Source organism: Achromobacter sp. UBA2119, assembly GCF_002331005.1.
In the GTDB taxonomy this organism is placed as follows: domain Bacteria; phylum Pseudomonadota; class Gammaproteobacteria; order Burkholderiales; family Burkholderiaceae_B; genus Achromobacter; species Achromobacter animicus.
In genome coordinates, this window is sequence record NZ_DCYD01000017.1 from 88,125 (window position 1) to 112,860 (window position 24,736).

A 24,736-nucleotide genomic window follows, 5' to 3' on the forward strand; every position below is an offset into this window, starting at 1 on the left:
GCAACGGCCCCGCCTGACCTCGATTTACCGAAGCACTTCCATGTCCATCATCGAATTCACGCTTGCCGAAGGCAGCCCCTACATTGAAATCAATCAGCTGCTGAAGGCGACCGGCGTCGTCGACAGCGGCGGCGCCGGCAAGATGCTGGTGGCCGACGGCCAGGTCAGCGTTGGCGGCGTAGTCGAAACGCGCAAGACGGCCAAGATCCGCGATGGTCAGATCGTCACCTGCGGCGGCGTGCGCATCGTGGTCCGCGCCTTTGCCGGCGGCCACGACGACAACGGCGACAGCGCCTGAATTCCCAGTTGATCCCATCACGCCGCGAGCTGCCATGAAATTCAAGATGTCCCAGAACTCCATCTTTGCCGTGCTGCTGCGCTCGCCGTGGTGGATGAGCGCCGGCGTGGCCGTGCTGCTGAGCGCAGGCGGCTTTGCCGCGCTGCCGCTGGAGTATGCCGCGATGGGCGTCTTTGCCGCGGTGCCGTTTGCCGTGATTTCGATCATGGCCGCCTACAAGCAGCTGCGCGCGCCGTCCGGCGCCCGCGTGCAGGCGGTGACCGAAACCGTTGCCGCCATGTCGTGGGCAGACTTTTCAAAGACCGTTGAAGCCGGTTTCCGCCGCGACGGCTGTGAGGTCGAACGCCTGCAGGCGCCCGGCGCCGATTTCGCGCTGAGCAAGGACGGCCACGTGGCCATCGTCAGCGCCAAGCGTTGGAAAGCCGCCAGAAACGGCGTGGAACCGCTGCGCGAACTGCAGGCCGTGCGCGAAAAGCGCGGCGCCCGCGAAGCCATCTACATCGCGCTGGGCGACGTGTCGGACAACGCCTTGCAATACGCCAAGGCGCAGGGCGTCTCCCTGATGACCGCCCTGGAACTGACCAAACTGCTGCGCGACCTGAAGGTCTGAAGACCGCCGGGCAGCCTTAGACCACCATCACCGAACTGGCCGCGATGACGCGCCACGCACCTGCCGTGGCGCCAGGCGTCGCGCCGGCCCCCTCACCCGCCGCAGCATCCGCCCCCGAATCCGGCGCCCAGGTTCGCATGAACCGGAACGTGCCATTGGCCGGCACGCCGTTGTAGCTGCCCGCGATGCGGGCCAGCACCGACACCACCGCGCAATCCGCGCGCGGCAGGATGCACTGTTCGGACAGGTCCAGCGCGTGGATCTTCAGCAATCCGCCGCGGTGCGCATCCAGGTCATCCTCGCGCGTGACGGTCCAGCCCATGTGATTGACGAACAGCAGGTCCGGATGCAGCAGCGCTTCCAGCGCGGCAATGTCCGAGGACAGCATGGCCTGGCGCAGCCGTTCCTCGGCGTCCTGGATGGCGGCGGTGATCGAAGCGTGCATGGCGTGGGTTCCGGGAGTATCTTGGATTGAACACGCCCGCATTCTATTCGGTCATCAGCCGTCTTGCCTTGTTGCCAATGCCCCGCACGCCGCGTGCGGGCATACGCTTTAATGCACCTCCCGCCGGTTTGCGGCGCCCCGCCATTTACCCATTTCAAAGATGATCTATCGCATCCTTGCCGACCTCGTGCTGGTCATACACGGCCTGTTTGTCGCGTTCGTGGTGTTCGGCGGCCTGCTGGCGCTGTGGAAACCGCGCATGGCGTTCTGGCACCTGCCGGCGCTGGCGTGGGGTGCGATGGTGATCGGCATGGGCTGGATCTGTCCGCTGACGCCGCTGGAGGTGTCGCTGCGCGAACGCGCGGGGCAGGAAGGCTACGCGGGCGGCTTCATCGAGCACTACGTGCTGGGCATCATCTACCCCGAGGGCATCACGCGGGCGACGCAGATGCTGCTGGCGGCGGTGCTGATCGTGGGCAACATCGTCGTCTATACCGTGTGGGCGCGCCGCCGGGCCGATGTGCGCCGCGCGGCTGCGGCTGCTGCCCAAGCGCGGCAGTCCGTACAGGGCCGCTCCTGAACAACGCGAACCGCCCCACCCCTGCCCCGCGCCGCTACAGGCTGCGCGCGATCACCAGGCGCTGGATGTCGCTGGTGCCCTCGTAGATCTGGCAGACGCGCACATCGCGATAAATGCGCTCGACCGGAAAATCCTTCAGGTAGCCATAACCGCCCAGCGTCTGAATCGCCGCCGAGCAGACCTTTTCAGCCATCTCGGACGCGAACAGCTTGGCCATGGACGCCTCGGTCAATGCCGGCCTGCCCGCTTCGCGCAAGGCCGCGGCGTGCAGCACCATCTGGCGGGCCGCGTGGATCTGCGTCGCCATGTCCGCCAGGCGGAACGACACGGCCTGGTGTTCGATGATGGGTTTGCCGAAGGCTAGTCGATCGCGGGCGTAGTCGCGCGCGCATTCGAAGGCAGCCCGCGCCATGCCCACCGACTGCGACGCAATGCCGATGCGCCCGCCTTCCAGGTTGGACAAGGCGATCTTGTAGCCTTCGCCTTCTTCGCCCAGCCGCCATGCTGCCGGGATGCGCATGTCTTCAAATGCAATCTGGCAGGTGTCGGACGCGTGCTGACCGAGCTTGTCCTCCACGCGCAGCACCTTGTAGCCCGGCGTATCGGTGGGGACGATGAACGCCGAGATGCCGCGCTTGCCCGCGTCGGGGTCGGTGACCGCGAACACGATGACCGTCTGCCCGTTGCGCCCGGACGTGATGAACTGCTTGGCGCCATTGAGGATGTAGTGGTCGCCGTCGCGCCGCGCGCGGGTATGCAGGCTGCTGGCGTCGGAGCCGGCCTGCGGTTCGGTCAGCGCGAATGCGCCGATGTGTTCGCCACGCGCCAGCGGCCGCAGAAACTGCGCCTTCTGGTCGTCGTTGCCGAACTTCAGGATGGGCATGCAGCCGACCGAGTTGTGCACGCTCATGATGGTGGAGCAGGCGCCGCTGCCCGCGGCGATTTCCTCCAGCGCCACCGCGTACGAGATATAGCCGCTGCCGTTGCCATCCCACGCTTCGGGCACCAGCATGCCGAAAAAGCCCAGTTGCGCCATTTCGGCGATGGCGTCGGCGGGATAGTGGTGTTCGCGATCCCAGCGTTCGGCATTGGGCGCCAAGCGCTCCTGCGCAAACCGGCGCGCCATCTCCTGGACGCTTTGCTGTTCGTCGGTCAAAAGCATGCTTGTCTCTCCTGATGCGGCGGGCCGTCGATCGAGCCGCTGCGCGCGTTTTTTGTGGTGTGCATGACCGGCGCCGGGCGGGCGGCGCCGTGTGATTGCGAGAATACACCGGCGCGGGCAACGGCCGGCGCGCGTTGTGCAACGCCCGCTGTGCGCCCTTTAAGCCCGCGCGGCCCGTCCCTACGCCCGGGGCGCGTCCTGTTCCGCACGCTGCTGCGCCGGTCCCATGGCGCGGCTCAGGTTGTAGGCCGTGTTCACCAGGCCGATATGCGAAAAACCCTGCGGAAAGTTGCCCACCAGGCGGCGGCGCACGACGTCGTACTCTTCCGACAGCAGCCCCAGGTCGTTGCGCAGGGACAGCAGACGGTCGAAAAGCCGCTCCGCATCGCCCAGCCGGCCCTGCATGACGTAGGCGTCCGCCAGCCAGAAACTGCACGCCAGGAAGACGCCCTCCTCGCCCTCCAGCCCGTCGTCGGTATCCTCGACCGAATACCGGCGCAGCAGGCCGCCGTGCATGAGTTCGCGTTCGATCGCGTGTACGGTGCCCGCCACGCGCGGATCGCTTGCCGGCAGAAAGCCTACCTGCGGGATCAGCAGCAGGCTCGCGTCCAGCGCCGGCGATCCGTAACTCTGCACGAAGCAGCCGCGGGTGCGGTCGTAGCCATGCTCGCAGATGTCCTTGTGGATGCGTTCGCGCAGCCGGCGCCAGGCATCGACCGGCCCCTTCAAGCCCCAGCGCTCGCAGGCCTTGACCGCCCGGTCGAACGCCACCCAGCACATCACGCGCGAATGCGTGAAGGCGCGCCGTTCGCCCCGGACTTCCCAGATGCCGTGGTCCAGTTCGCGCCAGCGCTGCTCCAGCGGCTTGAGCAGCACGTTCTGCAGGCGCCAGGCTTCGGCCAGCGGCGCCAGATCCGCGACGCGGGCGGCGTAGAGCGTATCAATGAGTTCGCCGTAGATGTCGAGCTGGCTCTGCCCCGCCGCGCCATTGCCCCGGCGCACCGGCTGGCTGCCTTCGTAGCCGGGCAGCCACGGAATCTCCAGCTCGGGCAGCCAGCGATCGCCCGCGATGCCGTACATGATCTGCAGCTGATCGGGGTGTCCCGCCACCGCGCGCAGCAGCCATTGGCGCCACGCCTCGGCCTCTTCGCGATAGCCGGCGTTGAGCAAGGCGTACAGCGTCAGCGCCGAGTCGCGCAGCCAGCAATGGCGGTAGTCCCAATTGCGGCTGCCGCCCAGCGCTTCAGGCAGCGACGTGGTGGGCGCCGCGATGATCCCGCCCGTCGGCTGAAAAGTCAGCAGTTTCAGCGTGATCAGCGAACGCACCACGGCGTCGCGACGCCCGTCGCCCGACCCGTCCCAATGACAGCGTTTGGCCCATTCCTGCCACCATGACACGGTGCGGTCCATGCTTTCGACCCGGTCCGGCACGAACCGGGGCGTGCGGTGCGAGCGGTGATAGGACAGCGTGAACGGCACGACGCGGCCCGGATGCAGCGAGAACCGCGCCGTGGTCTTCATGTCGTGGCCTTCGAGCTCGATGGGCGTATGCAGCTCGACCGCGTCCGGGCCCGCGATGGCGTTCAGGCCATAATCGCGCCGCCGCACCCACGGCACGCTCTGACCGTAGTTGAAGCGCAGGATCAGCTCCATGTCCATCTGCACATGGCCGGACTCGCCGCGCACGATGCGCACCACGTCCACGCGCTCGTCGTCGTCGCTGAGCGGCATGAAGTCGTACACCAGCACCGAGCCCGTACGGGTCTCGAAGCGGGTCTCCAGCACCGCCGTGTCGGGCACGTAGCGGCGGGACGTCGACTTGATCTTGCCGTGCGGCGCGATCAGCCAGCGCCCGTGACGCTGGTCGCCCAGCAAGGCGGCAAAGCACGCGGGCGAGTCGAAATGCGGCAGGCACAGCCAGTCGATCGAGCCGTCGCGCGCCACCAGCGCGGCGGACAGCATGTTGCCGATGAGTCCGTAGTCTTCCAGGGGTTTGGACATGCGCGCCTCAGCCCGCGCCGCGGAATTCGGGGTATAGCGTCATGCCGCCGTCCACGAAGAGCGTGGTGCCGGTGACGTAGTCGGACGCATCGCTGGCCAGCCACACGGCCGCCTGTGCGATGTCCTCGGGCTCGCCGATCCGGCCGTAGGGGATGAGTTCCAGCAGTTTGGCCAGCGCCTGCGGGGTGTCCCACGCTGGCTGGTTGATCGCGGTGCGGATGGCGCCGGGCGCAATGGAGTTGACCCGGATGCGGTCGGGCGCCAGCTCCTGCGCCAGGGATTTCATCAGCAGCGAAATACCGCCCTTGGACGCGGCGTAGTTCACCTGGAACGCCCAGGGGATCACTTCGTGCACCGAGCTGATGAAGAGGATGTTGCCCACCGAGCGGTTCTGGCGGGAGGGATCGGGCGGCTGCGTCTTGAAGGCTCGGGCCGCCGCGCGGGCGCACAGGAAGTGGCCGGTCAGGTTTACGTCGATCACGCGCTGCCAGTCTGCGAGCGTCATGTCGGCAATAGGCGACGGATGCTCAACCCCCGCGTTGTTGACCAGGATGTCCACCCGTCCGAAGTGCTGCACGGCCTGCTCGAACAGATGGTCGACGTCGGCCTCGCGGCTGATGTCTGCCGCGGCTGCGACCGCCGTCCCGCCGCTACGCTGGATCGATTCCACCACCGCCGCGCCGCGGGCTTGGGAGTCTCCGCCCGCCCGGTGGTTCACCACCACTCGCGCTCCCGCTTCGGCAAGTCCGATTGCGGTGGCGCGCCCAATGCCTGAAGACGCGCCTGTCACCACGGCCACGCGGCCGTTCAGGTCAGTCGTGTGCTGCATGCCAGTCTCCTTGGCAGCCGGCGTGTGGCCGGGCTGCCGGTATAGAGGGTTTCAGGGTAGTCCCGCCCGGGGGGCCGGCGCAACCCGGCGGCGGGAGGATGCCGCTACGCGCAGGGTTTTCGCTGGACCGCTCCATGCGGCGGGGCGCTCTGCTGCAAGCGGCATTCCTGCCCGCGACGACGCAATACGCAACAACATAGGTTGCATAAGATCACATGCGCTTCTATCATGCAACTTATCAAGTATCGTAACCACCGCGTGAGGGTCTTACCATGCACTACGACGTCATCATCATCGGCGGCAGCTTTGCCGGCCTGTCCGCTGCCATGCAACTGGCGCGCGCCCGCCGGCGGGTGTTGCTGGTCGACGCGGCCAAACCCCGCAACCGCTACGCCGCGCACGCGCACGGCTTTCTTGGGCAGGACGGCGTGCCGCCGCACGAGATCGTAGCCACCGCCCGCGCGCAACTTGCCCGCTATCCGACCGTTGCCTTCCTGGACGGCGAGGCGGTCCAGGCCCAGCCGCAAGATGGCGGATTCGGCATCGTCATGGCGGACGGCAAGCAGGTACGCGGCGCGCGCCTGATCCTGGCCACCGGCATGCGCGACGAATTGCCGCCGCTGCCTGGACTTGAGGAACGCTGGGGGCAGACGGTGCTGCACTGCCCGTACTGCCATGGCTACGAAGTCGCAGGCAATCCGCTGGGCGTGCTGGCCGCGCATCCGATGTCCGCCCATCAGGCGATGATGCTGCCCGACTGGGGGCCGACCACGTATTTCACGCAGGGGCAGTTCGAACCTTCGGCAGAAGACGCGCAGCATCTCGCCGCGCGTGGCGTCCACATCGAGCGCACGCCGGTAGTCGCGCTGCTGGGCGCAGCGCCCGCCTTGGACGGCGTCGTGCTGGCCGATGGACGCGAGGTGCCGCTGCGCGCGCTGTTCGTCGCCAGCCGCGCACACATGGCCAGTCCGCTTGCCGATCAGCTGGGATGCGCGTTCGACGAGGGGCCGCTGGGACCCGTGATCCGCGTGGACGATCTGAAGCAGACCACGGTGCCCGGCGTGTACGCCGCCGGCGACGCGTCCACACCGATGTCCAACGCCACGCTGGCCAGCGCCTCCGGCGTCATGGCCGGCGTCTGCGCGCACCGGTCGCTGGTCATGGCGTAAGCAGTCTTTGGCCTGATCCCCAGGCCGTGCATAATGGCGGGATTGGCGGCCCGGTCTCCGGCATGGAGCACGGGCCGCCAGTTCATCCGACCACGAATCCAGGAGCAGCCGTGCTGGATCCCATCCTCGCCGAACTTTCCACCACCCTGCCCGCCGCCAAGTCGGTCGAGCAGTTGACCCGCCCGCTGCTGGACATGCTGGGCGCCGTCACCGGACTTGAATCCACCTACCTCACCGCCATCGACCTCAAGGCCGATCTGCAGCACGTGCGTTACGCGCGCAATGTGGGGCAGCTGCAGATACCGGAAGGACTGTCCGTGCCCTGGGACAACACGCTGTGCAAGCGCGCGCTGGACGAAGGCCGCATGTGCACCAGCGACGTGTCGCAGTGCTGGCCGGATTCAGACGCGGCCCGGCAGTTGGGCATCCAGACCTACGTCAGCGCGCCGGTGCGCGCCGATGACGGCGCCCTGTACGGCACGCTGTGCGCCGCCAGTGCCCGGCGCCACGACATCAGCCCGCAGGCCGAAGCGGTGCTGAAGCTTTTTTCCAGCGTGATCGCCAGCTTCATCGAACGCGAAATGCTCGTTGAACAGTTGCACTCGGCCAACGTCCGGCTCATGTCCTATGCGCTGACCGACACGCTGACGGGACTGCCCAATCGGCGTGCTGTCTACGAGGCGCTGGACCGGCTGCTGGCGCGCGCCGTGCGCGAGAACGGCAGCGTGCTGGTCGGCGTCATCGATCTGGATGGTTTCAAGAGCATCAACGACACGTACGGCCACCAGGCGGGCGACCTCTTTCTGCAGGAAGTCTCGCGGCGCATGGCGGCGGCGCTGCGCGGGTCGGACATGCTGGGACGCGTGGGTGGCGACGAATTCGTGCTCATCGGGCCCGGCCCCGCGCTGACGGGCAAACGTGCCGACGAAGGCGGCGTGAGCCAACAGGCCGAGCCCGACGAGGCCGCCCGAGCGATGGAAGAACGCGTCCTGGCCGCCTCCATGGGCCGTTATCGGCTGGGCGACGCCACCGTGGCCTACGAAGGCGCCAGCGCCGGCGTCGTGGCGCTGGACCCCGCGGGCCTGGACGCGGAGGCTGCTGTCCGACTGGCCGATACCCGCATGTACGAAATCAAGCACGCGCGCCGGGCGGCGCGGGTCATTCACTGATCGACCGCGCGGCGCATGTACGGTTGAAGCGGCGGCGCGCGACCATTCGTCGAAGCGCCGGCGCGCTCGCTCCGGAAAGCGCGGACGCGCGGCTGTTCCTTTGAAGCGCCGGAAGCGCGGCTGTTCCTTTGGGACGCGGACGCGCGGCTATTGCAGCCGCGCCTTGAAGAACGCCGTCACCTGGGCGTTCAGTTCACGATGAAACGCCAGCCGATCAGTACCCGCATCGTCGCGGCAGATGCCGGGCAGCGCCTCGGCCTGTTCAGGCGAGCACGGCGCCAGAAACGCGTAATGCCCCGCGCCCGCAGCCACCCGGAAATCCGGCGTGACGCCCAGGCCCTGGCGCACGGCCTCGACGCTGGCCGGGCTGACGCCTTCGCCGCCCCGCTCCGACGCCCATAGCTGAACGGGTAGCGTGACACGCTTGAGCGCATCGCCCGGAAACACGTTGAGCGGATCGGCAATGACCGCCGCCTTGATGCGTGGCTCCGCCGGATAGGGTTGCTGCGGCACCTTCCCGGCCGCGATGTCGCGGCACATCGGCAGCGACGGCTGGTCAGCGCAGATCGCCAGCCCCGCCGCCAGGTCCGGCGCCGCGCCGGCCAGCACCAGGCCCGTATACCCGCCGCGCGAAAAACCGAAGAAGCCGATCCTGTCGGGATCGACCCTTGCCTTGTCCGGCCACGCGCCGGTCATGTAGTCGATCAGCCGGCGCATTTCGCGGGGCCGGGTGGAAAAGATCGACAAATATCCCTGCCGCGATTTGTCTTGCGCGTTGTCGCCCACGTGGTTGATCGCCGCCACCACGAAGCCGGCATCGGCCAGCGCGGCCGCGGTGCCGTGGTGGCTGAGATACGAGCCCGCCGAGCCGTGCGACATGACGATGAGCGGATAGCGGCCTTCCGGCAGCTTGCAGCCCTGCACCCCTTGAATGGCGACGCGGCCCACCTTGATGTCGCCCGCGGGTTCGGCGCACGGGGTCCAGACCGCACCTTGCAGACCGGGACCATTCTGATCCATGGGCAAATTCAGACGCTGGAAGCCGGCGGCGTGCGCAGCAGGCGCTGAAATCGCCAGGGCGGCGCACACTAGTGACGGGACAAGCTTGGCAAGGGGCATGCAGGACGGAGTGCAAAGGATTCTAGGGCGCGCGCCGCGCGGCTGGCGAGATTGTGACATGCCCGGCCATCCGGCTCGCCCGGGCAGGCAAGCCAAAAAAAACGCCACAGGCACCCTGTGGCGTTCATGCACTGAGCGGACGGAAAGCGCTTACCGAACCTTCCCTGCCTTCCACGCCGACAGCAGTTGCTCGTAGGGAATCGTCTCGCCCTTCGGCTTTTCATTGGCCAGCTTCTTCCACGGCGCGTGCTGGTCCGACAGCCACTTGCTCGGATCGCTCTTGGGGTTGAGCTTCGGCGCGCACTGCGCCATGCCCGCCCGTTCAAGCCGCGCCATCACCTGATCCATTTCGTTGGCCAGGTTGTCCATCGCGGCCTGCGGGGTCTTTTCCCCTGTGACCGCAGTGGCGACGTTCTTCCACCAGAGCTGCGCCAGCTTCGGATAGTCCGGCACGTTGGTGCCGGTGGGCGTCCATGCCACGCGCGCGGGACTGCGGTAGAACTCAATCAGGCCGCCGTAGTTGGCCGCGTTCTTGGTGAAGAACTCGCTGTTGATGTCGCTGTCGCGGATGAAGGTCAGGCCGGTAATGGACTTCTTGAGCGACACCGATTTGGACGTGACGAACTGCGCATACAGCCACGCGGCCGCCATCTTGTCGGGGTTGGTGGACTTGAAGAAGGTCCACGAGCCCACGTCCTGGTAGCCGTTCTGCATGCCGTCCTTCCAGTACGGGCCGTACGGCGACGGGGCCATGCGCCACTTCGGCGTGCCGTCGTCGTTCACGACGGGCAGCCCCTTCTTGGTCATGTCGGCGGTAAAGGCCGTGTACCAGAAGATCTGCTGGGCGATCTGGCCCTGCGCGGGCACGGGTCCGGCTTCCGAGAAGGTCATGCCCATGGCCTGCTGCGGCGCGAACTTCTTCATCCAGTCGATGTACTTGGTCAGCGCGTACACGGCGGCCGGGCTGTTCGTGGCGCCGCCACGTGACACCGACGCGCCCACCGGCGTGCACTTGTCGTCGGCCACGCGGATGCCCCACTCGTCCACGGGCATGCCGTTGGGCAGGCCCTTGTCGGCCGCGCCCGCCATCGACAGCCACGCATCGGTGAAGCGCCAGCCCAGCGACGGATCCTTCTTGCCGTAGTCCATGTGGCCGTAGACGCGCTTGCCGTCGATCTCCTTGACGTCGTTGGAGAAGAACGTGGCGATGTCTTCGTACGCCGACCAGTTGGTGGGCACGCCCAGTTCATAGCCGTACTTGGCCTTGAACTTTTCCTTCAGGTCCGGCCGCGCGAACCAGTCGGCGCGGAACCAGTACACGTTGGCGAACTGCTGGTCCGGCAACTGATACAGCTTGCCGTCGGGCGCGGTGGTGAACTTGGTGCCGATGAAGTCCTTCAGGTCCAGATCGGGATTGGTCCATTCCTTGCCGGCCCCGGCCATGTAGTCGGACAGCGGCAGGATGGCGCCGTAACGGTAGTGGGTGCCAATCAGGTCGGAATCGGAGATCCAGCCGTCGTAGATGGACTTGCCGGACTGCATGGACGTCTGCAGCTTCTCGACGACGTCGCCTTCCTGGATGAGGTCGTGATTGACCTTGATGCCGGTGATTTCGGCAAAGGCCTTGGCCAGCACCTTGGACTCGTACTCGTGCGTGGTGATGGTCTCGGACACCACGCTGACCTCATTGACGCCCTTGGCCTTGAGCTTGGCCGCGGCGTCGATGAACCATTTCATTTCGGCCATCTGCTGTTCCTTGGACAGCGACGAAGGCTGGAACTCCGAATCGACCCACTTCTTTGCCTCCGGCTCGCCGGCCCAAGCCCCTGACGTTCCGATCAGGGCGATAGCGGCCGCCATGGCGTGCATGCGCAATTTCATGACCTGTCTCCTCGATAAGTCTTCCCCTATCGTGCTGCGGACCGCTGGCCGGGGAAGACGCTGGCCGATAGTCCTTTTCCTGACTGCCCGAAACCAACGAAGGGTCTGGCGCCCTTCTCTCACCCTTTTTTCATGATGAAGGCCAGCAGCAGCATGGACAGCACGAAGCTGATCCACACCGATGGCGGCTGATCCAGCGAAAACCACTCGACCGCTTTCTGGCCGAAACCCAGGAACGCCAGGTTCAGCCAGGCTGCGGCCATCAGGCCGATGAAGAGCCGGTCGCCGCGCGTGGTGCGCAAGGGGAGAAATCCCTTGCGCTCCTGCGTCGGCGACTTCAGCTCCCAGATCGTCATGCCCACGAGCATCAGCACGATGCAACTGAAGAACACGGCAACCGGGGTGGTCCACACCATCCAGCTGAACATGGGCACGCCCTCCTGTAGTCCCGATGCCTACACGCGGCCCATCGCGAAGCCCTTCGCGATGTAGTGCCGAACGAACCAGATGACGATGCCGCCCGGCACGATGGTCAGCACGCCCGCGGCCGCCAGCACCCCCCAATCCATGCCGGATGCCGATACGGTGCGCGTCATGGTCGCGACGATGGGCTTGGCGTTCACAGTCGTGAGCGTGCGCGCCAGCAGCAGCTCCACCCAACTGAACATGAAGCAGAAGAACGCCGCCACGCCCACGCCCGACTTGATGAGCGGCAGGAAGATCGTCAGGAAAAAGCGCGGAAACGAGTACCCGTCCACATACGCGGTCTCGTCGATCTCACGCGGCACGCCGGACATGAAGCCTTCCAGGATCCACACCGCCAGCGGCACGTTGAACACCAGGTGCGCCAGCGCCACCGCCAGGTGCGTGTCCATCAGGCCGAACGAGCTATAGAGCTGGAAGAACGGCAGCAGGAACACCGCCGGCGGCGTCATGCGGTTGGTGAGCAACCAGAAGAACACGTGCTTGTCGCCGATGAAGCGGTAACGCGAGAACGCATAGGCGGCCGGCAGCGCCACGGCCAGCGAGACGACCGTGTTGATGACGACGTAGATCAGCGAATTGATGTAGCCGGAATACCAGGCCGGGTCGGTGAAGATGGTGCGGTAGTGCTCGAACGTGAAGTCGCGCGGCCAGAGCGTCAGCGTGCTGACGATCTCGGTGTTCGACTTGAACGACATGTTCAGCATCCAGTACAGCGGCAGGATGGCGAACACCAGGTACAGCGTCAGGAAGGCGCCGCGCCACCAGGAGGATTTCTCACGCATTGCCCCGCTCCTCGTCGAAACCGCCCGTGGTGCCCGCGCGCTGCATCCAGTTGTAGAGGATGAAGCACAGCAGCAGGATGATCAGGAAGTAGATGATCGAAAACGCGGCGGCGGGGCCCAGGTCGAACTGCCCCACCGCCTTTTGCGTCAGGTACTGCGACAGGAAGGTCGTGGCGTTGCCCGGGCCGCCGCCGGTCAGCACGAACGGCTCGGTGTAGATCATGAAGCTGTCCATGAACCGCAGCAGCACCGCAATCATCAACACGCCGCGCATCTTGGGCAGCTGGATGTAGCGGAACACGGCAAAGCGCGAGGCGCCGTCGATGCGCGCAGCCTGGTAATACGCATCCGGTATGGCGCGTAGCCCCGCATAGCACAGCAGCGCGACCAGCGGCGTCCAGTGCCACACGTCCATGACCAGCACCGTGACCCAGGCGTCGACATCGTTGCCCGTGTAGTTGTAGTCCACGCCCAGCCAGGACAACGTGGCGCCGAGCAGCCCGATGTCGGTGCGGCCGAACACCTGCCAGATGGTGCCCACCACGTTCCACGGGATCAGCAGCGACAGCGCGATGATCACCAGCACGGCCGACGCGCGCCAGCCGCTGGCCGGCATCGACAGCGCCAGCAGGATGCCCAGCGGAATCTGGATCAGCAGCACCGCAAACGAAAACCCGATCTGCCGGAACAGCGCGCCGTGCAGTTCCTCGTCCTGCAGCACCGCGGCGAACCACTCGGTGCCGACGAACACGCGGCGCTCGGGCGAGATGATGTCCTGCACCGAATAATTGACGATGGTCATCAGCGGCAGGATGGCCGAGAACGCCACGCACAGCACAACCGGCATGACCAGGAACCAGGCCCGGTGATCGGTGGGTTTCATCGGATCAGTTCCTCGTCGAGGTAGAAGCAGGTGTGCGGGTTGAGCACGGACAGCCACACCGTGGCGTCCTTGCCGCCGGCCACGACGTTGCTGCCCAGGCGGGCGCGCACCGGCGTGCCTTCATAGTCAGCCACCAGCAGCGTGTAGGTGCCCACGTCCTGCACGCGTTCCACGCGCATGGGCACCGCGCCAGCCGTCCCGGGATCGGTCACGCGCAGGTATTCCGGCCGCACGCCCAGCTTGACGGGGCCCGCGCCTTCCAGCTTGACGGCCAGCTCGGCCGGCACGCCTTGCAATTGGTGCTGGCCCACCCTCAGCGCGCCGTCGCGCCACTGCGCCGGCAGGAAGTTCATCCCCGGCGACCCGATGAAATGGCCCACGAAGGTGTGCGCGGGCCGTTCGAACAGATCATCCGCGCTGCCCACCTGCACGGCGCGGCCGCGCGCCATGACCATGACTTGGTCGGCAAAGGTCAGCGCCTCCGTCTGATCGTGGGTCACGTAGATCAGCGTCAGCTTGAACTCGTGATGGATCTCTTTGAGCTTGCGGCGCAGTTCCCACTTGAGTTGCGGGTCGATCACGGTAAGCGGTTCGTCAAAGAGAATCGCCGACACGTCGCTACGCACCAGGCCGCGGCCCAGCGAGATCTTCTGCTTGGCATCCGCCGTCAGCCCGCTGGCCCGGCGGTCCAGCACATTGGACATTTCCAGCATTTCGGCGATGCGGCCCACGCGCTCGCGGATGCGATCGGGCGCAACGCCCCGGTTGCGCAGCGGAAACGCCAGGTTCTCCGCGACCGTCATGGTGTCGTACACCACCGGAAACTGGAACACCTGCGCGATGTTGCGCGCCTGCGGGGTCTTGTCGGTGACGTCCTGCCCGTCGAACAGGATGCGCCCGTGCGATGGCCGCAACAGGCCCGACACGCAGTTGAGCAGCGTGGTCTTGCCGCAGCCGGAGGGCCCGAGCAAAGCATAGGCCCCGCCGTCGCGGAAGGTGAACTGCAGCGGCAGCAGGGCGTAGTCGTCGTCGGACTTGGGATGGGCGACGTACGAATGGGACAGGTCCAGCTCGATCTGCGCCATCAGGCCACCTCCCCCGCCCCCGCCGGCTGCCGGGGCGCCGCGAGCAGCGCGCCATCCGGGCCAAATGCGTAGGTCTGCGCGGGGTCGAAATACAGCCGCACGTGCTGGTCCAGCGTGTACCGGTGCACGCCGGGCAGTTGGGCGACCACGTCGCCCGCAGCCGTCTCGGCATGGACAAAGGTGTCGGACCCGGAGATCTCGGCCAGCTTGACCCGGCCGGGCAGCTCGACGTGACCGGGCCGCGATTCCACATCCAGCGCGCCGGCGCGCAGACCGGCCGTGATATCGGCGTCCGCGCCCGCCGGCAGCGCGCGGTCCACCGCCACGTCGCCCTGCAGCACGAACCCGCCGTTGTGGCGGCGGGCGGCGAACAGGTTCATGGGCGGGTCGCTGAAGGCGCGCGCCACGCGGATCGAATTGGGCCGGTGAAAAACCTCGGCCGTGGGGCCGTATTGCAGCAGTTCGCCCGCGTCCAGAACGGCGGTGTGGCCGCCTAGCAACAGCGCCTCGCCAGGTTCGGTGGTGGCGTAGACCACGGTCGACCGCCCCTGCGCGAACAATTCCGAGAGTTCGTCGCGCAATTCCTCGCGCAGTTTGTAGTCCAGGTTGACCAGCGGCTCGTCCAGCAGGATCAGCGGCGCATCCTTGGCCAGCGCCCGCGCCAGCGCCACCCGCTGCTGCTGCCCGCCCGACAGTTCGGACGGATAGCGGTCCAGCAAATGGTCGATGTGCAGCCGCGCCGCCATGGCGTGGACTTTTTCACGCGTGTCGCGCTCGCCGCGCAGCTTGAGCGGCGAGGCGATGTTGTCGTAGACCGACATGGACGGATAGTTGATGAACTGCTGGTAGACCATCGCCACGTTGCGCTGGCGGACGGGCACGCCGGTGACGTCGGCGCCGTCGACCCGCACGTGGCCCTCGGAAGGGCGGTCCAGCCCGGCCATGATGCGCATCAGCGAGGTCTTGCCGGCCAGGGTGGCCCCCAGCAGGACGGTCATGGCTCCCGGAACCGGGGCCAGGCTCATGGGATACAGGTGCGTCTGCGAGCCGGCCCGCAAAGCTATCCCGTCCAAGGTCAGCTGCATCTAGTCTCCTCAACCTACTTATACGTCCCTGTTTTCTACGGACTTCGGTATTCGGCACAGCGTCCCAGCTTGCGCGACCCCACGTTCCCGCGCGGGCGCAACACGATGAGCATACTCTTTCAGATGGCTTTCGTTTTTTGTGCGTTTTACTGAAGAAGCGAACAAAAAACAATCTTGCGGTGCGTCATTATTTTTCGCTTTTGTTGTTTTATCATTCGAACATGACACTGAATCCACGACAGAGCGCGCTGATCGAAATGGTGCGAGCCCAGGGCTCGGCCTCGATCGAAGAGCTTGCCAAACGTTTCGACGTCACGCTGCAGACCGTGCGGCGGGACGTCAACATCCTTTCGGAAGCCGGCCTGCTGTCGCGCTTTCATGGCGGGGTGCGCATTGAAGCCTCCACCATCGAGAACATCGCCTACCGCAAGCGCCAGGGGCTGCACGCCGCGGGCAAGCAGCGCATCGCCGAAGCCGTGGCCCGCGCCGTGCCGGACGGCTGTTCGCTGATCCTGAACATCGGCACCACCACCGAGGCCATTGCGCGCGCGCTGCTGCGCCATCGCGGACTGCGCGTCATCACGAACAACCTGCACGTGGCCGACATCCTGTCCGACAACCCGGATTGCGAAGTCATCGTCGCCGGCGGCGTGGTGCGCTCGCGCGACCGCGGCATCGTCGGCGAAGCCACGATGGACTTCATCCGCCAGTTCAAGGTCGACATCGGCCTGATCGGCATTTCGGGCATCGAGGCCGACGGCACCCTGCGCGACTACGACTTCCGCGAAGTGCGCGTGGCGCGCACGATCATAGAGCAGTCGCGCGAGGTCTGGCTGGCCGCCGACAGCAGCAAGTTCAAGCGCCAGGCCATGGTGGAACTGGCGCATATCTCGCAGATCGACCGCTTCTTCACCGACGCGCATCCGCAGGAACCACTGGCACAAGTGTTGCTGGACGCCGGCGTGCGCTGCGACGTCGCCGCCGCGCCGCACGTCCCCAAACCTACACCCTGACCCGAGCGCCGCCGCGGACGCATCGTCCGCGCAAGCCCCGCCGGCAAGCACATCGACGCATTTACCTCGCGGCCCTGCCGCCCTAAAAGAACATGAACCAACCCCTCGCCTCCGTCACCCCGCCCGACCGCAGCCGTCTTCTAAACACGCTGGACAACACGCATTCCTGGGACGTCATCGTCATCGGCGGCGGCGCAACCGGCCTGGGCACGGCGGTCGACGCCGCCGCGCGCGGCTACCGGACGCTGCTGATCGAAGGCGCCGACTTTGCCAAGGGCACGTCCAGCAAGGCCACCAAGCTGGTGCACGGCGGCGTGCGCTATCTGGCGCAAGGCAACGTCAGCCTGGTGCGCGAGGCCCTGCATGAACGCGGCCTGCTCAACCGCAACGCGCCGCACCTGGTGTGGCCGCTGGGCTTTGTGGTGCCGGCCTACACGATGCTGGACCAGCCGTTCTACGGCATCGGCCTGAAGATGTACGACATGCTGGCCGGCAAGCTGAACCTGTCGCCCAGCCGCTGGCTGTCGCGCCGTGAAACGCTGGCCAACGCCCCGACCCTTGCGGAAACCGTCAGCGGGCGCAGCCTGAAGGGCGGCGTGCTGTACTACGACGGCCAGTTCGACGACGCGCGCCTGGCCATGAGCCTGATGCGCACGCTGTTCGACCTGGGCGGCACGGCAGTCAACTACGTGCGCGCCACGGGCCTGACCACCACCAACGGCAAGGTCGACGGCGTGACCGCACAGGACGTGATCGGCGGCGCGTCGTTCACGCTGCGCGCGCGCTGCGTGGTCAACGCCACCGGCGTGTGGGTGGACGCCGTACGCCGCATGGAAGACAAGAACGCGCAGACGATGGTCGCGCCCAGCCAGGGCGTGCACCTGACGCTGCCGCAGGATTTCCTGCCCGGCAAGCGTGCCGTGCTGATTCCCAAGACCGACGACGGCCGCGTGCTGTTCGTGGTGCCCTGGAACGGCCACACCATCGTCGGCACCACCGACACGCCGCGCCAGGACCTGCCGCTGGACCCGGACGCCGGCGCACAGGACGTGGATTTCATCCTGAGCACCGCCGCGCGCTATCTCAGCCGCAAACCGACGCGCGACGACGTGACCAGCGTCTGGGCCGGGCTGCGTCCGCTGGTCAAGGCGACCGGCGAAGCCTCCACCAAGAAGCTGTCGCGCGAGCACACGATTCTGGTGTCCAAGGCCGGCCTCGTGACGGTCACCGGCGGCAAGTGGACGACGTACCGCCGCATGGCGCAGGACGTGGTCGACACCGCCATCCAGCATCAGTTGCTGACGCAGGCCTCGTGCCGCACCGAATCGTTGCCGCTGCATGGCGCCAATGGTCTTGCACCGTCGCAGGAACACGCCGGCACGCCGGACAGCTACTACGGCAGCGATCTGGCGACGTTGCAGGCGTTGCCCGGCGCGCAGCGCATGCTGGTCAAGGCCAGCGGCCTGACCGAAGCGCACGTGCGTTTTGCGGCGCGCTTTGAACTGGCGCGCACTGCCGAGGACGTGTTGGCGCGCCGCAACCGCGCGCTTTTCCTGGATGCCGAGGCCGCGATGCTGGCCGCGCCGGAAGTGGCCCGCATCCTGGCCGAGGAACTGGGCCACGACGCGGCCTGGCAGCAGCGCACGCTGCAGGACCTGGCCACCGTCGCGGCGACCTATCGCCTGAAGTAATTCGCTACGGTAAGCCGCTACGGCACGCGCAGGCGGCTTTCGCGGATCAACGATTCGAACACGCGCAGCATGTCGGGATCGAACTTCGATCCCGCCTCCTGATTCAGGATGTCCATGATCTGCGTGTGCGAGCGCGCCGGATGGTAGGGCCGCGCATCGCCCAGCGCATCGTAGGAATCGGCCACCGAGATGATCCGCGCGTGCAGCGCGATGGCGTGGCCGGCAAGGCCGTCCGGATAACCGGAGCCGTCGAAGTGTTCATGATGGTGCCGCACCGCCAGCGCAATGGTCTCGCGCTGCGGCATCGCGGTCTGCATGATGAGGGCAGCGCCCGCCGCGGCGTGCGCCTTCATGATTTCCCAGTCTTCCCATACCAGCCGGTGCGGGCTGTGCAGCACACGATCGGGCGTGGCGATCTTGCCCACATCGTGAAGCCGCGCGGCCACGGCAATGACGTCCACCTCGTGCTCGGGCAGTCCACAAGCCCCGGCCAGCGCCACGCTCAGCGCAGCCACTCTATTGCAATGCCGGCCGGTGGCCGGGTCACGCGCCTGTATTGCGGCAAACAGCGCCGCTTCATAGGATCCTGCGGATATGTCGGGTACGTCGGGGGGCATTGGAAAACCTGCGCGCCGCAACGGCATGGCGGCGCGCGCATATCGGAAAGCCGGAATTCTGACACAATTCGCAACGATGTCCGGCCGCCGCGCGTCGAGCGCGGGGCCGGGCTTCGCCTTCCTGCTGTTGTGCCGTAACGGCGTTCAGTCCTTCAGGCGTTCCAGCAGCGCCTTGGCCACGCCCACCGACGAGCCGGGATTCTGCCCCGTGATGAGCAGGCCGTCGCTGACCACATGCGACTGCCAGTCCGGCCCGCTGCTGTACAGCCCGCCCAGCTTTTTCAGCTCGTCTTCCACCAGGAACGGCACCACATCGGTCAACTGCACGGCGGCTTCTTCCGCATTGGAGAAGCCCGTGACCTGCCTGCCCTGCACCAGCGGCTTGCCGTCGGCGGTCTTGGCATGGCGCAGCACGCCCGGCGCATGGCACACGGCCGAGACCGGCTTGCCCGCGGCCAGCATGGTCTCGATCAGCGCCACCGATTTGGCGTCCTCGGCCAGATCCCACAGCGGGCCGTGACCGCCCGGGTAGAAGACCGCGTCGTAATCCGACGCCTGCACGTCGGACAGCCGGCGCGTGGACGCCAAAACGCGCTGCGCGTCCGCGTCTTTCTGGAAGCGGCGCGTGTCGTCGGTCTGCGCGTCAGGATCGTCGCTCTTGGGATCCAGCGGCGGCTGGCCGCCCAGCGGCGAGGCCAGCGTGATCTTCGCGCCCGCGTCCAGGAACGCGTAGTACGGCGCCGCAAACTCTTCCAGCCAGAAGCCCGTCTTGCGGCCGGTGTTGCCCAGCGTGTCGTGGGAAGTCAGCACGATCAGGATGTTCATGTAGCGCTCCATTCGTCAGGGCCGACGCGCACAATGCGCTTGCCGGCGTTTTCACCCTTGAGCAGCCCGATCAGCCCGCGCGGGGCGTTCTCCAGGCCGTCGACCACGTCTTCACGGTATTTGATGCGTCCTTGCTTGATGAGGTCCTGCATGGCCTCGCGGAATTCACCGTAGCGATGCGCGTATTCGTTGAAGATGATGAAGCCCTGCATCCGCAGCCGCTTTGTCAGGATGGTGCGCATCAGCAGCGCCAGGCGATCCGGGCCCTCGGGCTGGCTGGTGGCGTTGTAGGCCGAGATCAGGCCGCAGACGGGGATGCGGGCGCGCGGGTTCAACAAGGGCAGCACGGCATCGAAGACCGCGCCGCCGACATTTTCGAAGTACACGTCGATGCCTTGTGGCGCCGCCTTTGCCAGGCGCCCGGGCAGGTCCGGCTGACGGTGGTCTACGCATTCGTCAAAGCCCAGTTCCTCGACCACGTAGCGGCACTTGTCCGGCCCGCCCGCAATGCCGACGACCCGGCAGCCGTGGATCTTGGCGATCTGGCCGACCACCGCGCCGACCGCGCCGCTGGCCGCGGCGACCACAACCGTTTCACCGGCCTTGGGCTCGCCGATGTCCAGCAGCCCCATGTAGCCGGTGAAGCCCGGCATGCCCAGCACGCCCAGCGACCACGACGGGTTTTCGGGATTGGCGCCCAGGCGCAACAGGCCGGCGCCGTCGGACACCGCGAAATCCTGCCAGCCGGTCTGCGCCAAGACCCACTCGCCGACCTGAAACTGCGGATTGTTGGAGGCGTGGACGCGGGTGACCGTGCCGCCCACCATCGGCTCACCGATTTGCACCGGCTCGGCATAGGACGGCGCGTCGCTCATGCGGCCGCGCATGTAGGGGTCGAGCGACAGATAGACGGTGCGCAGCAGCACCTGGCCCGGTCCCGGTTGAGGGATGTCGCCGGTTTCCAGGCGGAAGTCGGCATCGGTGGGTTCGCCGTGCGGCCGGGCGGCCAGCACGATGCGGCGGTTGGTGGATGCGGATTGCGGCATGAGGTTCGGTCTCCTTCGTAGCGCCGTCCGGGCCTTGCGGACAACCCCGGGCGGCAGGTTGGGGAACCGGCCCATTACACCACCCATGGCCGCGCGGCCGGCTTGAAACCCTGTTGATCGAACCCTCTTTTAATTAATTAAGTCTTTAATTAGAATCTGCCGCATGTCTTCCCCCACTCGCCTTCCCGCCCGCCGGCCCGGCCGCCCGCCCCGTCCGGACAACGCCGCCGCCCGCGCCAATCTCCTGGATCTGGCCACGCAATTGTTCGCCGCCCAGGGCGTCGCCGCCACCACCATCGCCAATATTGCGCAGCGGGCGGGCGTGACGCCGGCGATGCTGCATTACTACTTCAAGAGCCGGGATCAGTTGATCGACGCGGTGGTGCTGGAACGGATCGTGCCCGTGATCGGATTTGTCTGGGCGCCCGTGCCGCTGGAGGGCGGTGGGGCCGTCATTGACGGGGCTCCCGCCTCCGGGCCCGGCGCATCGCCCGACCCGGCCGCCGCCGCCCGCGGTTTCATCACCGAAGTGGTCGGCCGCGTGGTGCAAAGCGCCACGGAAAAGCCCTGGCTGCCGTCGTTGTGGATGCACGAGGTCGTCAACGAAGGCGGCCAGTTGCGAGAGCGCGTGCTGCGCCATCTGCCGTCGGACCGGCTGCAGGCGTTCGCGGGCCTCATCGCCGAATGCCAGCGCCGCGGCGCCATCACGCCGGGCGTGGAACCGCGCCTCGTGTTCCTTTCCATCCTGGGCCTGACCCTGTTGCCGCTTGCCACGTCCAACCTGTGGCGCCGCATCTGGCAGGACGACCCGGTGGCGCAGTCGATCGATAACGAGGCGATTGCGGCCCACGCCATCGCCATGCTGACCGGCGGCCTGTTCGCGCCGTCTCTACCCTCCCCGACTCCAGGACGCTGACCATGCGCACCTTACGCCGCCTGTCCGCCCCCCTCGCCTTGCTGCCGCTGTTCGGCTGCGGCAATAACGACCAGCCGTTCTATCAGGGCTATGTCGAAGGCGATTACGTGTATGTCGCCTCGTCCGAACCGGGCCGCCTGGACACCCTGGCGGTGCGGCGCGGCCAGCAGGTCGACGCCAACCAGCCGCTGTACGCACTGGACGCCACACGCGAGGCCGCGGCACGCGATCAGGCGCAGGCAGAAGCGGCCGCGGCGCGCGCGCAACTGGAGGACATTGCCACCGGCAAGCGGGCGCCGGAGGTCGACGTCAGCCTGGCGCAATTGGCGCAGGCGCAGGCCGCCAGCCGCCGGTCCGCGGCGCAGCTGGCCCGCGACAATGCGCAGTTCCGCATCGGCGGCATCGCGCGCTCGCAGTTGGACGACAGCCGCGAACAGGCGCAGTCGGACGCGGCGCGCGTGCGCGAACTTCAGGCGCAGGTCGAGGTAAACCGGCTGCCCGGCCGCGACGAGGCCCGGCGCGCGCAGGCCTCCCAGGTGGAGGCCGCCGACGCCGCGCTGGCGCAGGCCGAATGGACGTTGAACCAGAAGCGGCTGGCCGCGCCGGCCGCCGGGCGGATCTTCGACACCATGTACCGCGTGGGCGAATGGGTGCCGGCCGGCAGTCCGGTCGTGAGCCTGCTGCCGCCTGGCAACATCAAGGTGCGGTTCTTCGTGCCGGAGACGGTGGTCGGATCGCTGAAGATCGGCCAGCAGGCCACGCTGCGCTGCGACGGCTGCGGCGATCCGATCCCCGTGCGCATCGACTACGTGTCTGACCAGGCCGAATACACGCCGCCGGTCATCTACAGCCGCGAAAGCCGCAGCAAGCTCGTGTACATGGTTGAGGCCCGCCCCGCCCCCGACCAGGCGGCGCGGCTGCATCCGGGTCAGCCGGTGGAGGCGACGCTGCCATGAACGCGCCCGACGCCGGCAGCAACGTCATCGACGTACGCGGCCTGAACAAGCACTTCGGCAACAAGCATGTCGTGAACGACGTGTCGCTGCAGGTTCGCGAAGGCGAGATTTTCGGGTTCCTGGGGCCCAACGGCAGCGGCAAAACGACGTGCATCCGCCTCATGTGCGGCCTGCTCACGCCGGATTCCGGCAGCGGCACATGCCTGGGCTACGACATCCTGCGCGACAGCGCCGAGATCAAGCGCAATGTCGGCTACATGACGCAGAAGTTCTCGTACTGGGAGGACCTGACCATCCGCGAGAACCTGGACTTTGTCGCGCGCATGTACGGCATGCCGCAGCGCAAGGAGGCCGTGGACCGCGCCCTGCAGGACCTCGGGCTGCAAACCCGCGCCGGGCAATTGACGGGATCCTTGTCCGGCGGATGGAAGCAGCGCCTGGCGCTGGCCGCCTGCCTGCTCCACCAGCCCCGCCTGTTGCTGCTGGACGAACCCACGGCCGGCGTGGATCCGACGGCGCGGCGCGACTTCTGGGAACAGCTGCATGAACTGGCGGCGCGCGGCATCTCGGTGCTGGTCAGCACGCATTACATGGACGAGGCCGAACGCTGCCACAAGCTGGCCTACATCTCGTACGGCAAGCTGCTGACGCAAGGCACCGCCGACGAGGTCATCGCCGAGCAGCAACTGACCACCTGGGCGATCCACGGCGTCAACCTGGTGCCGTTGGGCCAGCAACTGCGCAGTGCGCCCGGCGTTGACCAGACGGTCGCGTTCGGATCCGCGCTGCACGTCAGCGGCCGGGACGCGGCCACGCTGGAAAGCACGCTGCGCGCGGCCATCGCGGGCCAGGATCTGCGCCTGGAACGCATCGACACCAGCCTGGAGGACGTCTTCATCTACCTGATGAACCGGTCCACCGACAACTTCGCGGGCCAGCCATGACCGCGCGCCTGAACGGCTTTTCGTGGTCGCGCTGGTGGAGCATGGTGCTCAAGGAATTCCTGCAGCTGCGCCGCGACCGCATTACCTTCGGCATGATCGTGGGCCTGCCGATCATGCAGCTCGCGCTTTTCGGTTATGCCATCAACACCGATCCACGCCAGATGCCCACCGCCATCATCGCGGCGGACCACAGCCCGTTCACGCGCAGCTTCATCGCGGCGATGCGCTCGTCGGACTACTTTCACATCGTCGAGGAACTGGACACCGAGGAAGCGGGCCGCGCCGCGCTGGCGCAGGGCCGCGTGCTGTTCGTCGTGACCATTCCGCCGGATTTCACGCGCAGCCTGCTGCGCGGCGAACGCCCGGCGCTGCTGATCGAAGCCGATGCCACCGACCCCATGGCGACGGGCATGGCGCTGGGCGCAGCAACGCAGCTGACGCAGGCCGTCGCGCAAAAGGATCTGACCGGACCGCTTGCCAGCCTGGCGGGCGGCCAGCCGCCTTTCGACGTGCGCATCCATCAGCTCTACAACGAAGAGCAGATCTCGCAATACAACACCGTGCCGGGGCTGATGGGCGTGATCCTGACGATGACGCTGGTGATGATGACCGGACTGGCGATGACCCGCGAGCGCGAACGCGGCACCATGGAAAACCTGCTGGCGATGCCGGTGCGGCCGATCGAGGTGATGACGGGCAAGATCGTGCCGTACATCGCCATCGGGTTGATCCAGGCCAGCATCATTCTCGCGGCGGCGCATTTCGTCTTCCACGTGCCAATCATGGGCAGCCTGCTGTCCGTGTACCTGGCCGCGCTGCTCTTCGTCGCGGCGAACCTGACCGTCGGCATCACGCTGTCGTCGCTGGCGCAGAACCAGCTGCAGGCGATGCAGCTGACCATGTTCTATTTCCTGCCGAACATGCTGCTGTCCGGCTTCATGTTTCCGTTCCAGGGCATGCCGATGTGGGCGCAGCACCTGGGCAACCTGCTGCCGCTGACGTATTTCAACCGGCTGATCCGCGGCATCCTGCTCAAGGGCAACGGCTGGTGGGACCTGTGGCCCAACATCTGGCCCCTGATGCTGTTCACCGTCATCGTCATGACCGCCGCCGTGAAGTTCTACCGCCGCACCCTGGATTGAAG

At 66.8% G+C, this 24,736-nt stretch carries 25 protein-coding genes; 11 read left to right on the forward strand and 14 right to left on the reverse strand.

Features of this window, described 5'->3' with window-relative positions:
* Positions 1–40 precede the first annotated feature (40 nt).
* Complete coding sequence (locus tag B3098_RS19470) at positions 41–298, forward strand: RNA-binding S4 domain-containing protein (protein ID WP_175121737.1); 258 nt, start codon at positions 41–43, stop codon at positions 296–298.
* A gap of 34 nt (positions 299–332) precedes the next feature.
* Entirely contained in the window at positions 333–908 is a 576-nt protein-coding gene (locus tag B3098_RS19475) for a restriction endonuclease (RefSeq protein WP_286898554.1), read from the forward strand.
* Positions 909–924: 16 nt separating this feature from the next.
* Here B3098_RS19475 and B3098_RS19480 read toward each other — a convergent pair whose 3' ends face one another.
* Positions 925–1,353, reverse strand: a complete 429-nt coding sequence (locus B3098_RS19480; protein WP_286898555.1) for a nuclear transport factor 2 family protein — start codon at positions 1,351–1,353, stop codon at positions 925–927.
* A gap of 160 nt (positions 1,354–1,513) precedes the next feature.
* Between B3098_RS19480 and B3098_RS19485 the strand changes: the two genes are divergently transcribed.
* A complete protein-coding gene (locus B3098_RS19485) occupies positions 1,514–1,933 on the forward strand; it encodes a DUF2784 domain-containing protein (RefSeq protein ID WP_279974249.1) in 420 nt (139 codons plus the stop codon).
* 34 nt (positions 1,934–1,967) lie between these two features.
* Here the strand turns inward: B3098_RS19485 and B3098_RS19490 are convergent, their stop codons facing one another.
* From B3098_RS19490 to B3098_RS19500, 3 genes are all read right to left on the reverse strand, one after another.
* Positions 1,968–3,095 carry an acyl-CoA dehydrogenase family protein gene (locus B3098_RS19490; protein ID WP_286898556.1) on the reverse strand — a complete coding sequence of 376 codons (1,128 nt, stop codon included), beginning with the start codon at positions 3,093–3,095 and terminating at the stop codon, positions 1,968–1,970.
* A 180-nt stretch (positions 3,096–3,275) separates the two neighbouring features.
* Positions 3,276–5,096 carry a glycoside hydrolase family 15 protein gene (locus B3098_RS19495; protein ID WP_286898557.1) on the reverse strand — a complete coding sequence of 607 codons (1,821 nt, stop codon included), beginning with the start codon at positions 5,094–5,096 and terminating at the stop codon, positions 3,276–3,278.
* 7 nt (positions 5,097–5,103) lie between these two features.
* Positions 5,104–5,925, reverse strand: a complete 822-nt coding sequence (locus B3098_RS19500; protein WP_279974247.1) for an SDR family oxidoreductase — start codon at positions 5,923–5,925, stop codon at positions 5,104–5,106.
* 272 nt (positions 5,926–6,197) lie between these two features.
* On the opposite strand from B3098_RS19500, the gene B3098_RS19505 reads away from it, so the two are divergent.
* Positions 6,198–7,094 carry an NAD(P)/FAD-dependent oxidoreductase gene (locus B3098_RS19505; protein ID WP_286898558.1) on the forward strand — a complete coding sequence of 299 codons (897 nt, stop codon included), beginning with the start codon at positions 6,198–6,200 and terminating at the stop codon, positions 7,092–7,094.
* Between the two features lie 113 nt (positions 7,095–7,207).
* Complete coding sequence (locus B3098_RS19510) at positions 7,208–8,263, forward strand: sensor domain-containing diguanylate cyclase (RefSeq protein WP_286898733.1); 1,056 nt, start codon at positions 7,208–7,210, stop codon at positions 8,261–8,263.
* Positions 8,264–8,410: 147 nt separating this feature from the next.
* On the opposite strand, the gene B3098_RS19515 is transcribed toward B3098_RS19510, so the two are convergent.
* The 7 genes from B3098_RS19515 to B3098_RS19545 all read right to left on the reverse strand — a co-directional run bounded on the left by B3098_RS19515 (position 8,411) and on the right by B3098_RS19545 (position 15,584).
* A complete protein-coding gene (locus B3098_RS19515) occupies positions 8,411–9,382 on the reverse strand; it encodes an alpha/beta hydrolase family protein (RefSeq protein ID WP_175136655.1) in 972 nt (323 codons plus the stop codon).
* Positions 9,383–9,532: 150 nt separating this feature from the next.
* Complete coding sequence (locus tag B3098_RS19520) at positions 9,533–11,263, reverse strand: ABC transporter substrate-binding protein (RefSeq protein ID WP_175136656.1); 1,731 nt, start codon at positions 11,261–11,263, stop codon at positions 9,533–9,535.
* Between the two features lie 119 nt (positions 11,264–11,382).
* A complete protein-coding gene (locus B3098_RS19525) occupies positions 11,383–11,691 on the reverse strand; it encodes a DUF2160 domain-containing protein (RefSeq protein ID WP_056317261.1) in 309 nt (102 codons plus the stop codon).
* A 27-nt stretch (positions 11,692–11,718) separates the two neighbouring features.
* Positions 11,719–12,531, reverse strand: coding sequence for a carbohydrate ABC transporter permease (locus B3098_RS19530; RefSeq protein ID WP_279974241.1), 813 nt, complete (start codon positions 12,529–12,531; stop codon positions 11,719–11,721).
* Positions 12,524–13,414, reverse strand: coding sequence for a carbohydrate ABC transporter permease (locus B3098_RS19535; protein ID WP_175121750.1), 891 nt, complete (start codon positions 13,412–13,414; stop codon positions 12,524–12,526). Before B3098_RS19535 ends, B3098_RS19530 begins: the two co-directional genes overlap by 8 nt.
* Positions 13,411–14,499, reverse strand: coding sequence for an ABC transporter ATP-binding protein (locus B3098_RS19540; RefSeq protein ID WP_286898559.1), 1,089 nt, complete (start codon positions 14,497–14,499; stop codon positions 13,411–13,413). Before B3098_RS19540 ends, B3098_RS19535 begins: the two co-directional genes overlap by 4 nt.
* The gene (locus tag B3098_RS19545; RefSeq protein ID WP_279974236.1) at positions 14,499–15,584 is read right to left on the reverse strand and encodes an ABC transporter ATP-binding protein; all 1,086 of its coding nucleotides are present in this window, start codon (positions 15,582–15,584) and stop codon (positions 14,499–14,501) included. Before B3098_RS19545 ends, B3098_RS19540 begins: the two co-directional genes overlap by 1 nt.
* A gap of 221 nt (positions 15,585–15,805) precedes the next feature.
* Here B3098_RS19545 and B3098_RS19550 point away from each other — a divergent pair, with 221 nt between their 5' ends.
* Together B3098_RS19550 and B3098_RS19555 are read left to right on the forward strand one after the other, a co-directional pair.
* Positions 15,806–16,597 carry a DeoR/GlpR family DNA-binding transcription regulator gene (locus B3098_RS19550; RefSeq protein ID WP_224776955.1) on the forward strand — a complete coding sequence of 264 codons (792 nt, stop codon included), beginning with the start codon at positions 15,806–15,808 and terminating at the stop codon, positions 16,595–16,597.
* Positions 16,598–16,689: 92 nt separating this feature from the next.
* Positions 16,690–18,288 carry a glycerol-3-phosphate dehydrogenase/oxidase gene (locus B3098_RS19555; RefSeq protein WP_286898560.1) on the forward strand — a complete coding sequence of 533 codons (1,599 nt, stop codon included), beginning with the start codon at positions 16,690–16,692 and terminating at the stop codon, positions 18,286–18,288.
* Between the two features lie 17 nt (positions 18,289–18,305).
* Here B3098_RS19555 and B3098_RS19560 read toward each other — a convergent pair whose 3' ends face one another.
* From B3098_RS19560 to B3098_RS19570, 3 genes are all read right to left on the reverse strand, one after another.
* Positions 18,306–18,905: an HD-GYP domain-containing protein gene (locus B3098_RS19560; protein WP_286898561.1), complete on the reverse strand. Its 600-nt coding sequence runs from the start codon at positions 18,903–18,905 to the stop codon at positions 18,306–18,308.
* A 144-nt stretch (positions 18,906–19,049) separates the two neighbouring features.
* Complete coding sequence (locus B3098_RS19565) at positions 19,050–19,730, reverse strand: type 1 glutamine amidotransferase domain-containing protein (protein ID WP_175121756.1); 681 nt, start codon at positions 19,728–19,730, stop codon at positions 19,050–19,052.
* Positions 19,727–20,776: an NADP-dependent oxidoreductase gene (locus tag B3098_RS19570; RefSeq protein ID WP_175121757.1), complete on the reverse strand. Its 1,050-nt coding sequence runs from the start codon at positions 20,774–20,776 to the stop codon at positions 19,727–19,729. The genes B3098_RS19565 and B3098_RS19570 overlap by 4 nt, the downstream gene beginning before the upstream one ends.
* Before the next feature lie 163 nt (positions 20,777–20,939).
* Between B3098_RS19570 and B3098_RS19575 the strand changes: the two genes are divergently transcribed.
* The 4 genes from B3098_RS19575 to B3098_RS19590 are packed head-to-tail and all read left to right on the forward strand — an operon-like array spanning position 20,940 to position 24,734.
* Positions 20,940–21,692 carry a TetR/AcrR family transcriptional regulator gene (locus tag B3098_RS19575; protein WP_286898562.1) on the forward strand — a complete coding sequence of 251 codons (753 nt, stop codon included), beginning with the start codon at positions 20,940–20,942 and terminating at the stop codon, positions 21,690–21,692.
* Positions 21,693–21,694: 2 nt separating this feature from the next.
* Complete coding sequence (locus B3098_RS19580) at positions 21,695–22,648, forward strand: HlyD family secretion protein (protein ID WP_175136666.1); 954 nt, start codon at positions 21,695–21,697, stop codon at positions 22,646–22,648.
* The gene (locus tag B3098_RS19585; RefSeq protein WP_218343660.1) at positions 22,645–23,592 is read left to right on the forward strand and encodes an ABC transporter ATP-binding protein; all 948 of its coding nucleotides are present in this window, start codon (positions 22,645–22,647) and stop codon (positions 23,590–23,592) included. Before B3098_RS19580 ends, B3098_RS19585 begins: the two co-directional genes overlap by 4 nt.
* Positions 23,589–24,734: an ABC transporter permease gene (locus B3098_RS19590; RefSeq protein WP_175121761.1), complete on the forward strand. Its 1,146-nt coding sequence runs from the start codon at positions 23,589–23,591 to the stop codon at positions 24,732–24,734. Before B3098_RS19585 ends, B3098_RS19590 begins: the two co-directional genes overlap by 4 nt.
* Positions 24,735–24,736 lie beyond the last annotated feature (2 nt).

Excerpts from the sequence above, each read along its gene's own strand:
- B3098_RS19470 (WP_175121737.1), top strand. The coding sequence starts at position 41 with ATGTCCATCATCGAATTCACGCTTGCCGAAGGCAGCCCCTACATTGAA.
- B3098_RS19475 (WP_286898554.1), top strand. The coding sequence starts at position 333 with ATGAAATTCAAGATGTCCCAGAACTCCATCTTTGCCGTGCTGCTGCGC.
- B3098_RS19480 (WP_286898555.1), bottom strand. The coding sequence starts at position 1,353 with ATGCACGCTTCGATCACCGCCGCCATCCAGGACGCCGAGGAACGGCTG.
- B3098_RS19485 (WP_279974249.1), top strand. The coding sequence starts at position 1,514 with ATGATCTATCGCATCCTTGCCGACCTCGTGCTGGTCATACACGGCCTG.
- B3098_RS19490 (WP_286898556.1), bottom strand. The coding sequence starts at position 3,095 with ATGCTTTTGACCGACGAACAGCAAAGCGTCCAGGAGATGGCGCGCCGG.
- B3098_RS19495 (WP_286898557.1), bottom strand. The coding sequence starts at position 5,096 with ATGTCCAAACCCCTGGAAGACTACGGACTCATCGGCAACATGCTGTCC.
- B3098_RS19500 (WP_279974247.1), bottom strand. The coding sequence starts at position 5,925 with ATGCAGCACACGACTGACCTGAACGGCCGCGTGGCCGTGGTGACAGGC.
- B3098_RS19505 (WP_286898558.1), top strand. The coding sequence starts at position 6,198 with ATGCACTACGACGTCATCATCATCGGCGGCAGCTTTGCCGGCCTGTCC.
- B3098_RS19515 (WP_175136655.1), bottom strand. The coding sequence starts at position 9,382 with ATGCCCCTTGCCAAGCTTGTCCCGTCACTAGTGTGCGCCGCCCTGGCG.
- B3098_RS19520 (WP_175136656.1), bottom strand. The coding sequence starts at position 11,263 with ATGAAATTGCGCATGCACGCCATGGCGGCCGCTATCGCCCTGATCGGA.
- B3098_RS19525 (WP_056317261.1), bottom strand. The coding sequence starts at position 11,691 with ATGTTCAGCTGGATGGTGTGGACCACCCCGGTTGCCGTGTTCTTCAGT.
- B3098_RS19530 (WP_279974241.1), bottom strand. The coding sequence starts at position 12,531 with ATGCGTGAGAAATCCTCCTGGTGGCGCGGCGCCTTCCTGACGCTGTAC.
- B3098_RS19535 (WP_175121750.1), bottom strand. The coding sequence starts at position 13,414 with ATGAAACCCACCGATCACCGGGCCTGGTTCCTGGTCATGCCGGTTGTG.
- B3098_RS19540 (WP_286898559.1), bottom strand. The coding sequence starts at position 14,499 with ATGGCGCAGATCGAGCTGGACCTGTCCCATTCGTACGTCGCCCATCCC.
- B3098_RS19545 (WP_279974236.1), bottom strand. The coding sequence starts at position 15,584 with ATGCAGCTGACCTTGGACGGGATAGCTTTGCGGGCCGGCTCGCAGACG.
- B3098_RS19550 (WP_224776955.1), top strand. The coding sequence starts at position 15,806 with ATGACACTGAATCCACGACAGAGCGCGCTGATCGAAATGGTGCGAGCC.
- B3098_RS19555 (WP_286898560.1), top strand. The coding sequence starts at position 16,690 with ATGAACCAACCCCTCGCCTCCGTCACCCCGCCCGACCGCAGCCGTCTT.
- B3098_RS19560 (WP_286898561.1), bottom strand. The coding sequence starts at position 18,905 with ATGCCCCCCGACGTACCCGACATATCCGCAGGATCCTATGAAGCGGCG.
- B3098_RS19565 (WP_175121756.1), bottom strand. The coding sequence starts at position 19,730 with ATGAACATCCTGATCGTGCTGACTTCCCACGACACGCTGGGCAACACC.
- B3098_RS19570 (WP_175121757.1), bottom strand. The coding sequence starts at position 20,776 with ATGCCGCAATCCGCATCCACCAACCGCCGCATCGTGCTGGCCGCCCGG.
- B3098_RS19575 (WP_286898562.1), top strand. The coding sequence starts at position 20,940 with ATGTCTTCCCCCACTCGCCTTCCCGCCCGCCGGCCCGGCCGCCCGCCC.
- B3098_RS19580 (WP_175136666.1), top strand. The coding sequence starts at position 21,695 with ATGCGCACCTTACGCCGCCTGTCCGCCCCCCTCGCCTTGCTGCCGCTG.
- B3098_RS19585 (WP_218343660.1), top strand. The coding sequence starts at position 22,645 with ATGAACGCGCCCGACGCCGGCAGCAACGTCATCGACGTACGCGGCCTG.
- B3098_RS19590 (WP_175121761.1), top strand. The coding sequence starts at position 23,589 with ATGACCGCGCGCCTGAACGGCTTTTCGTGGTCGCGCTGGTGGAGCATG.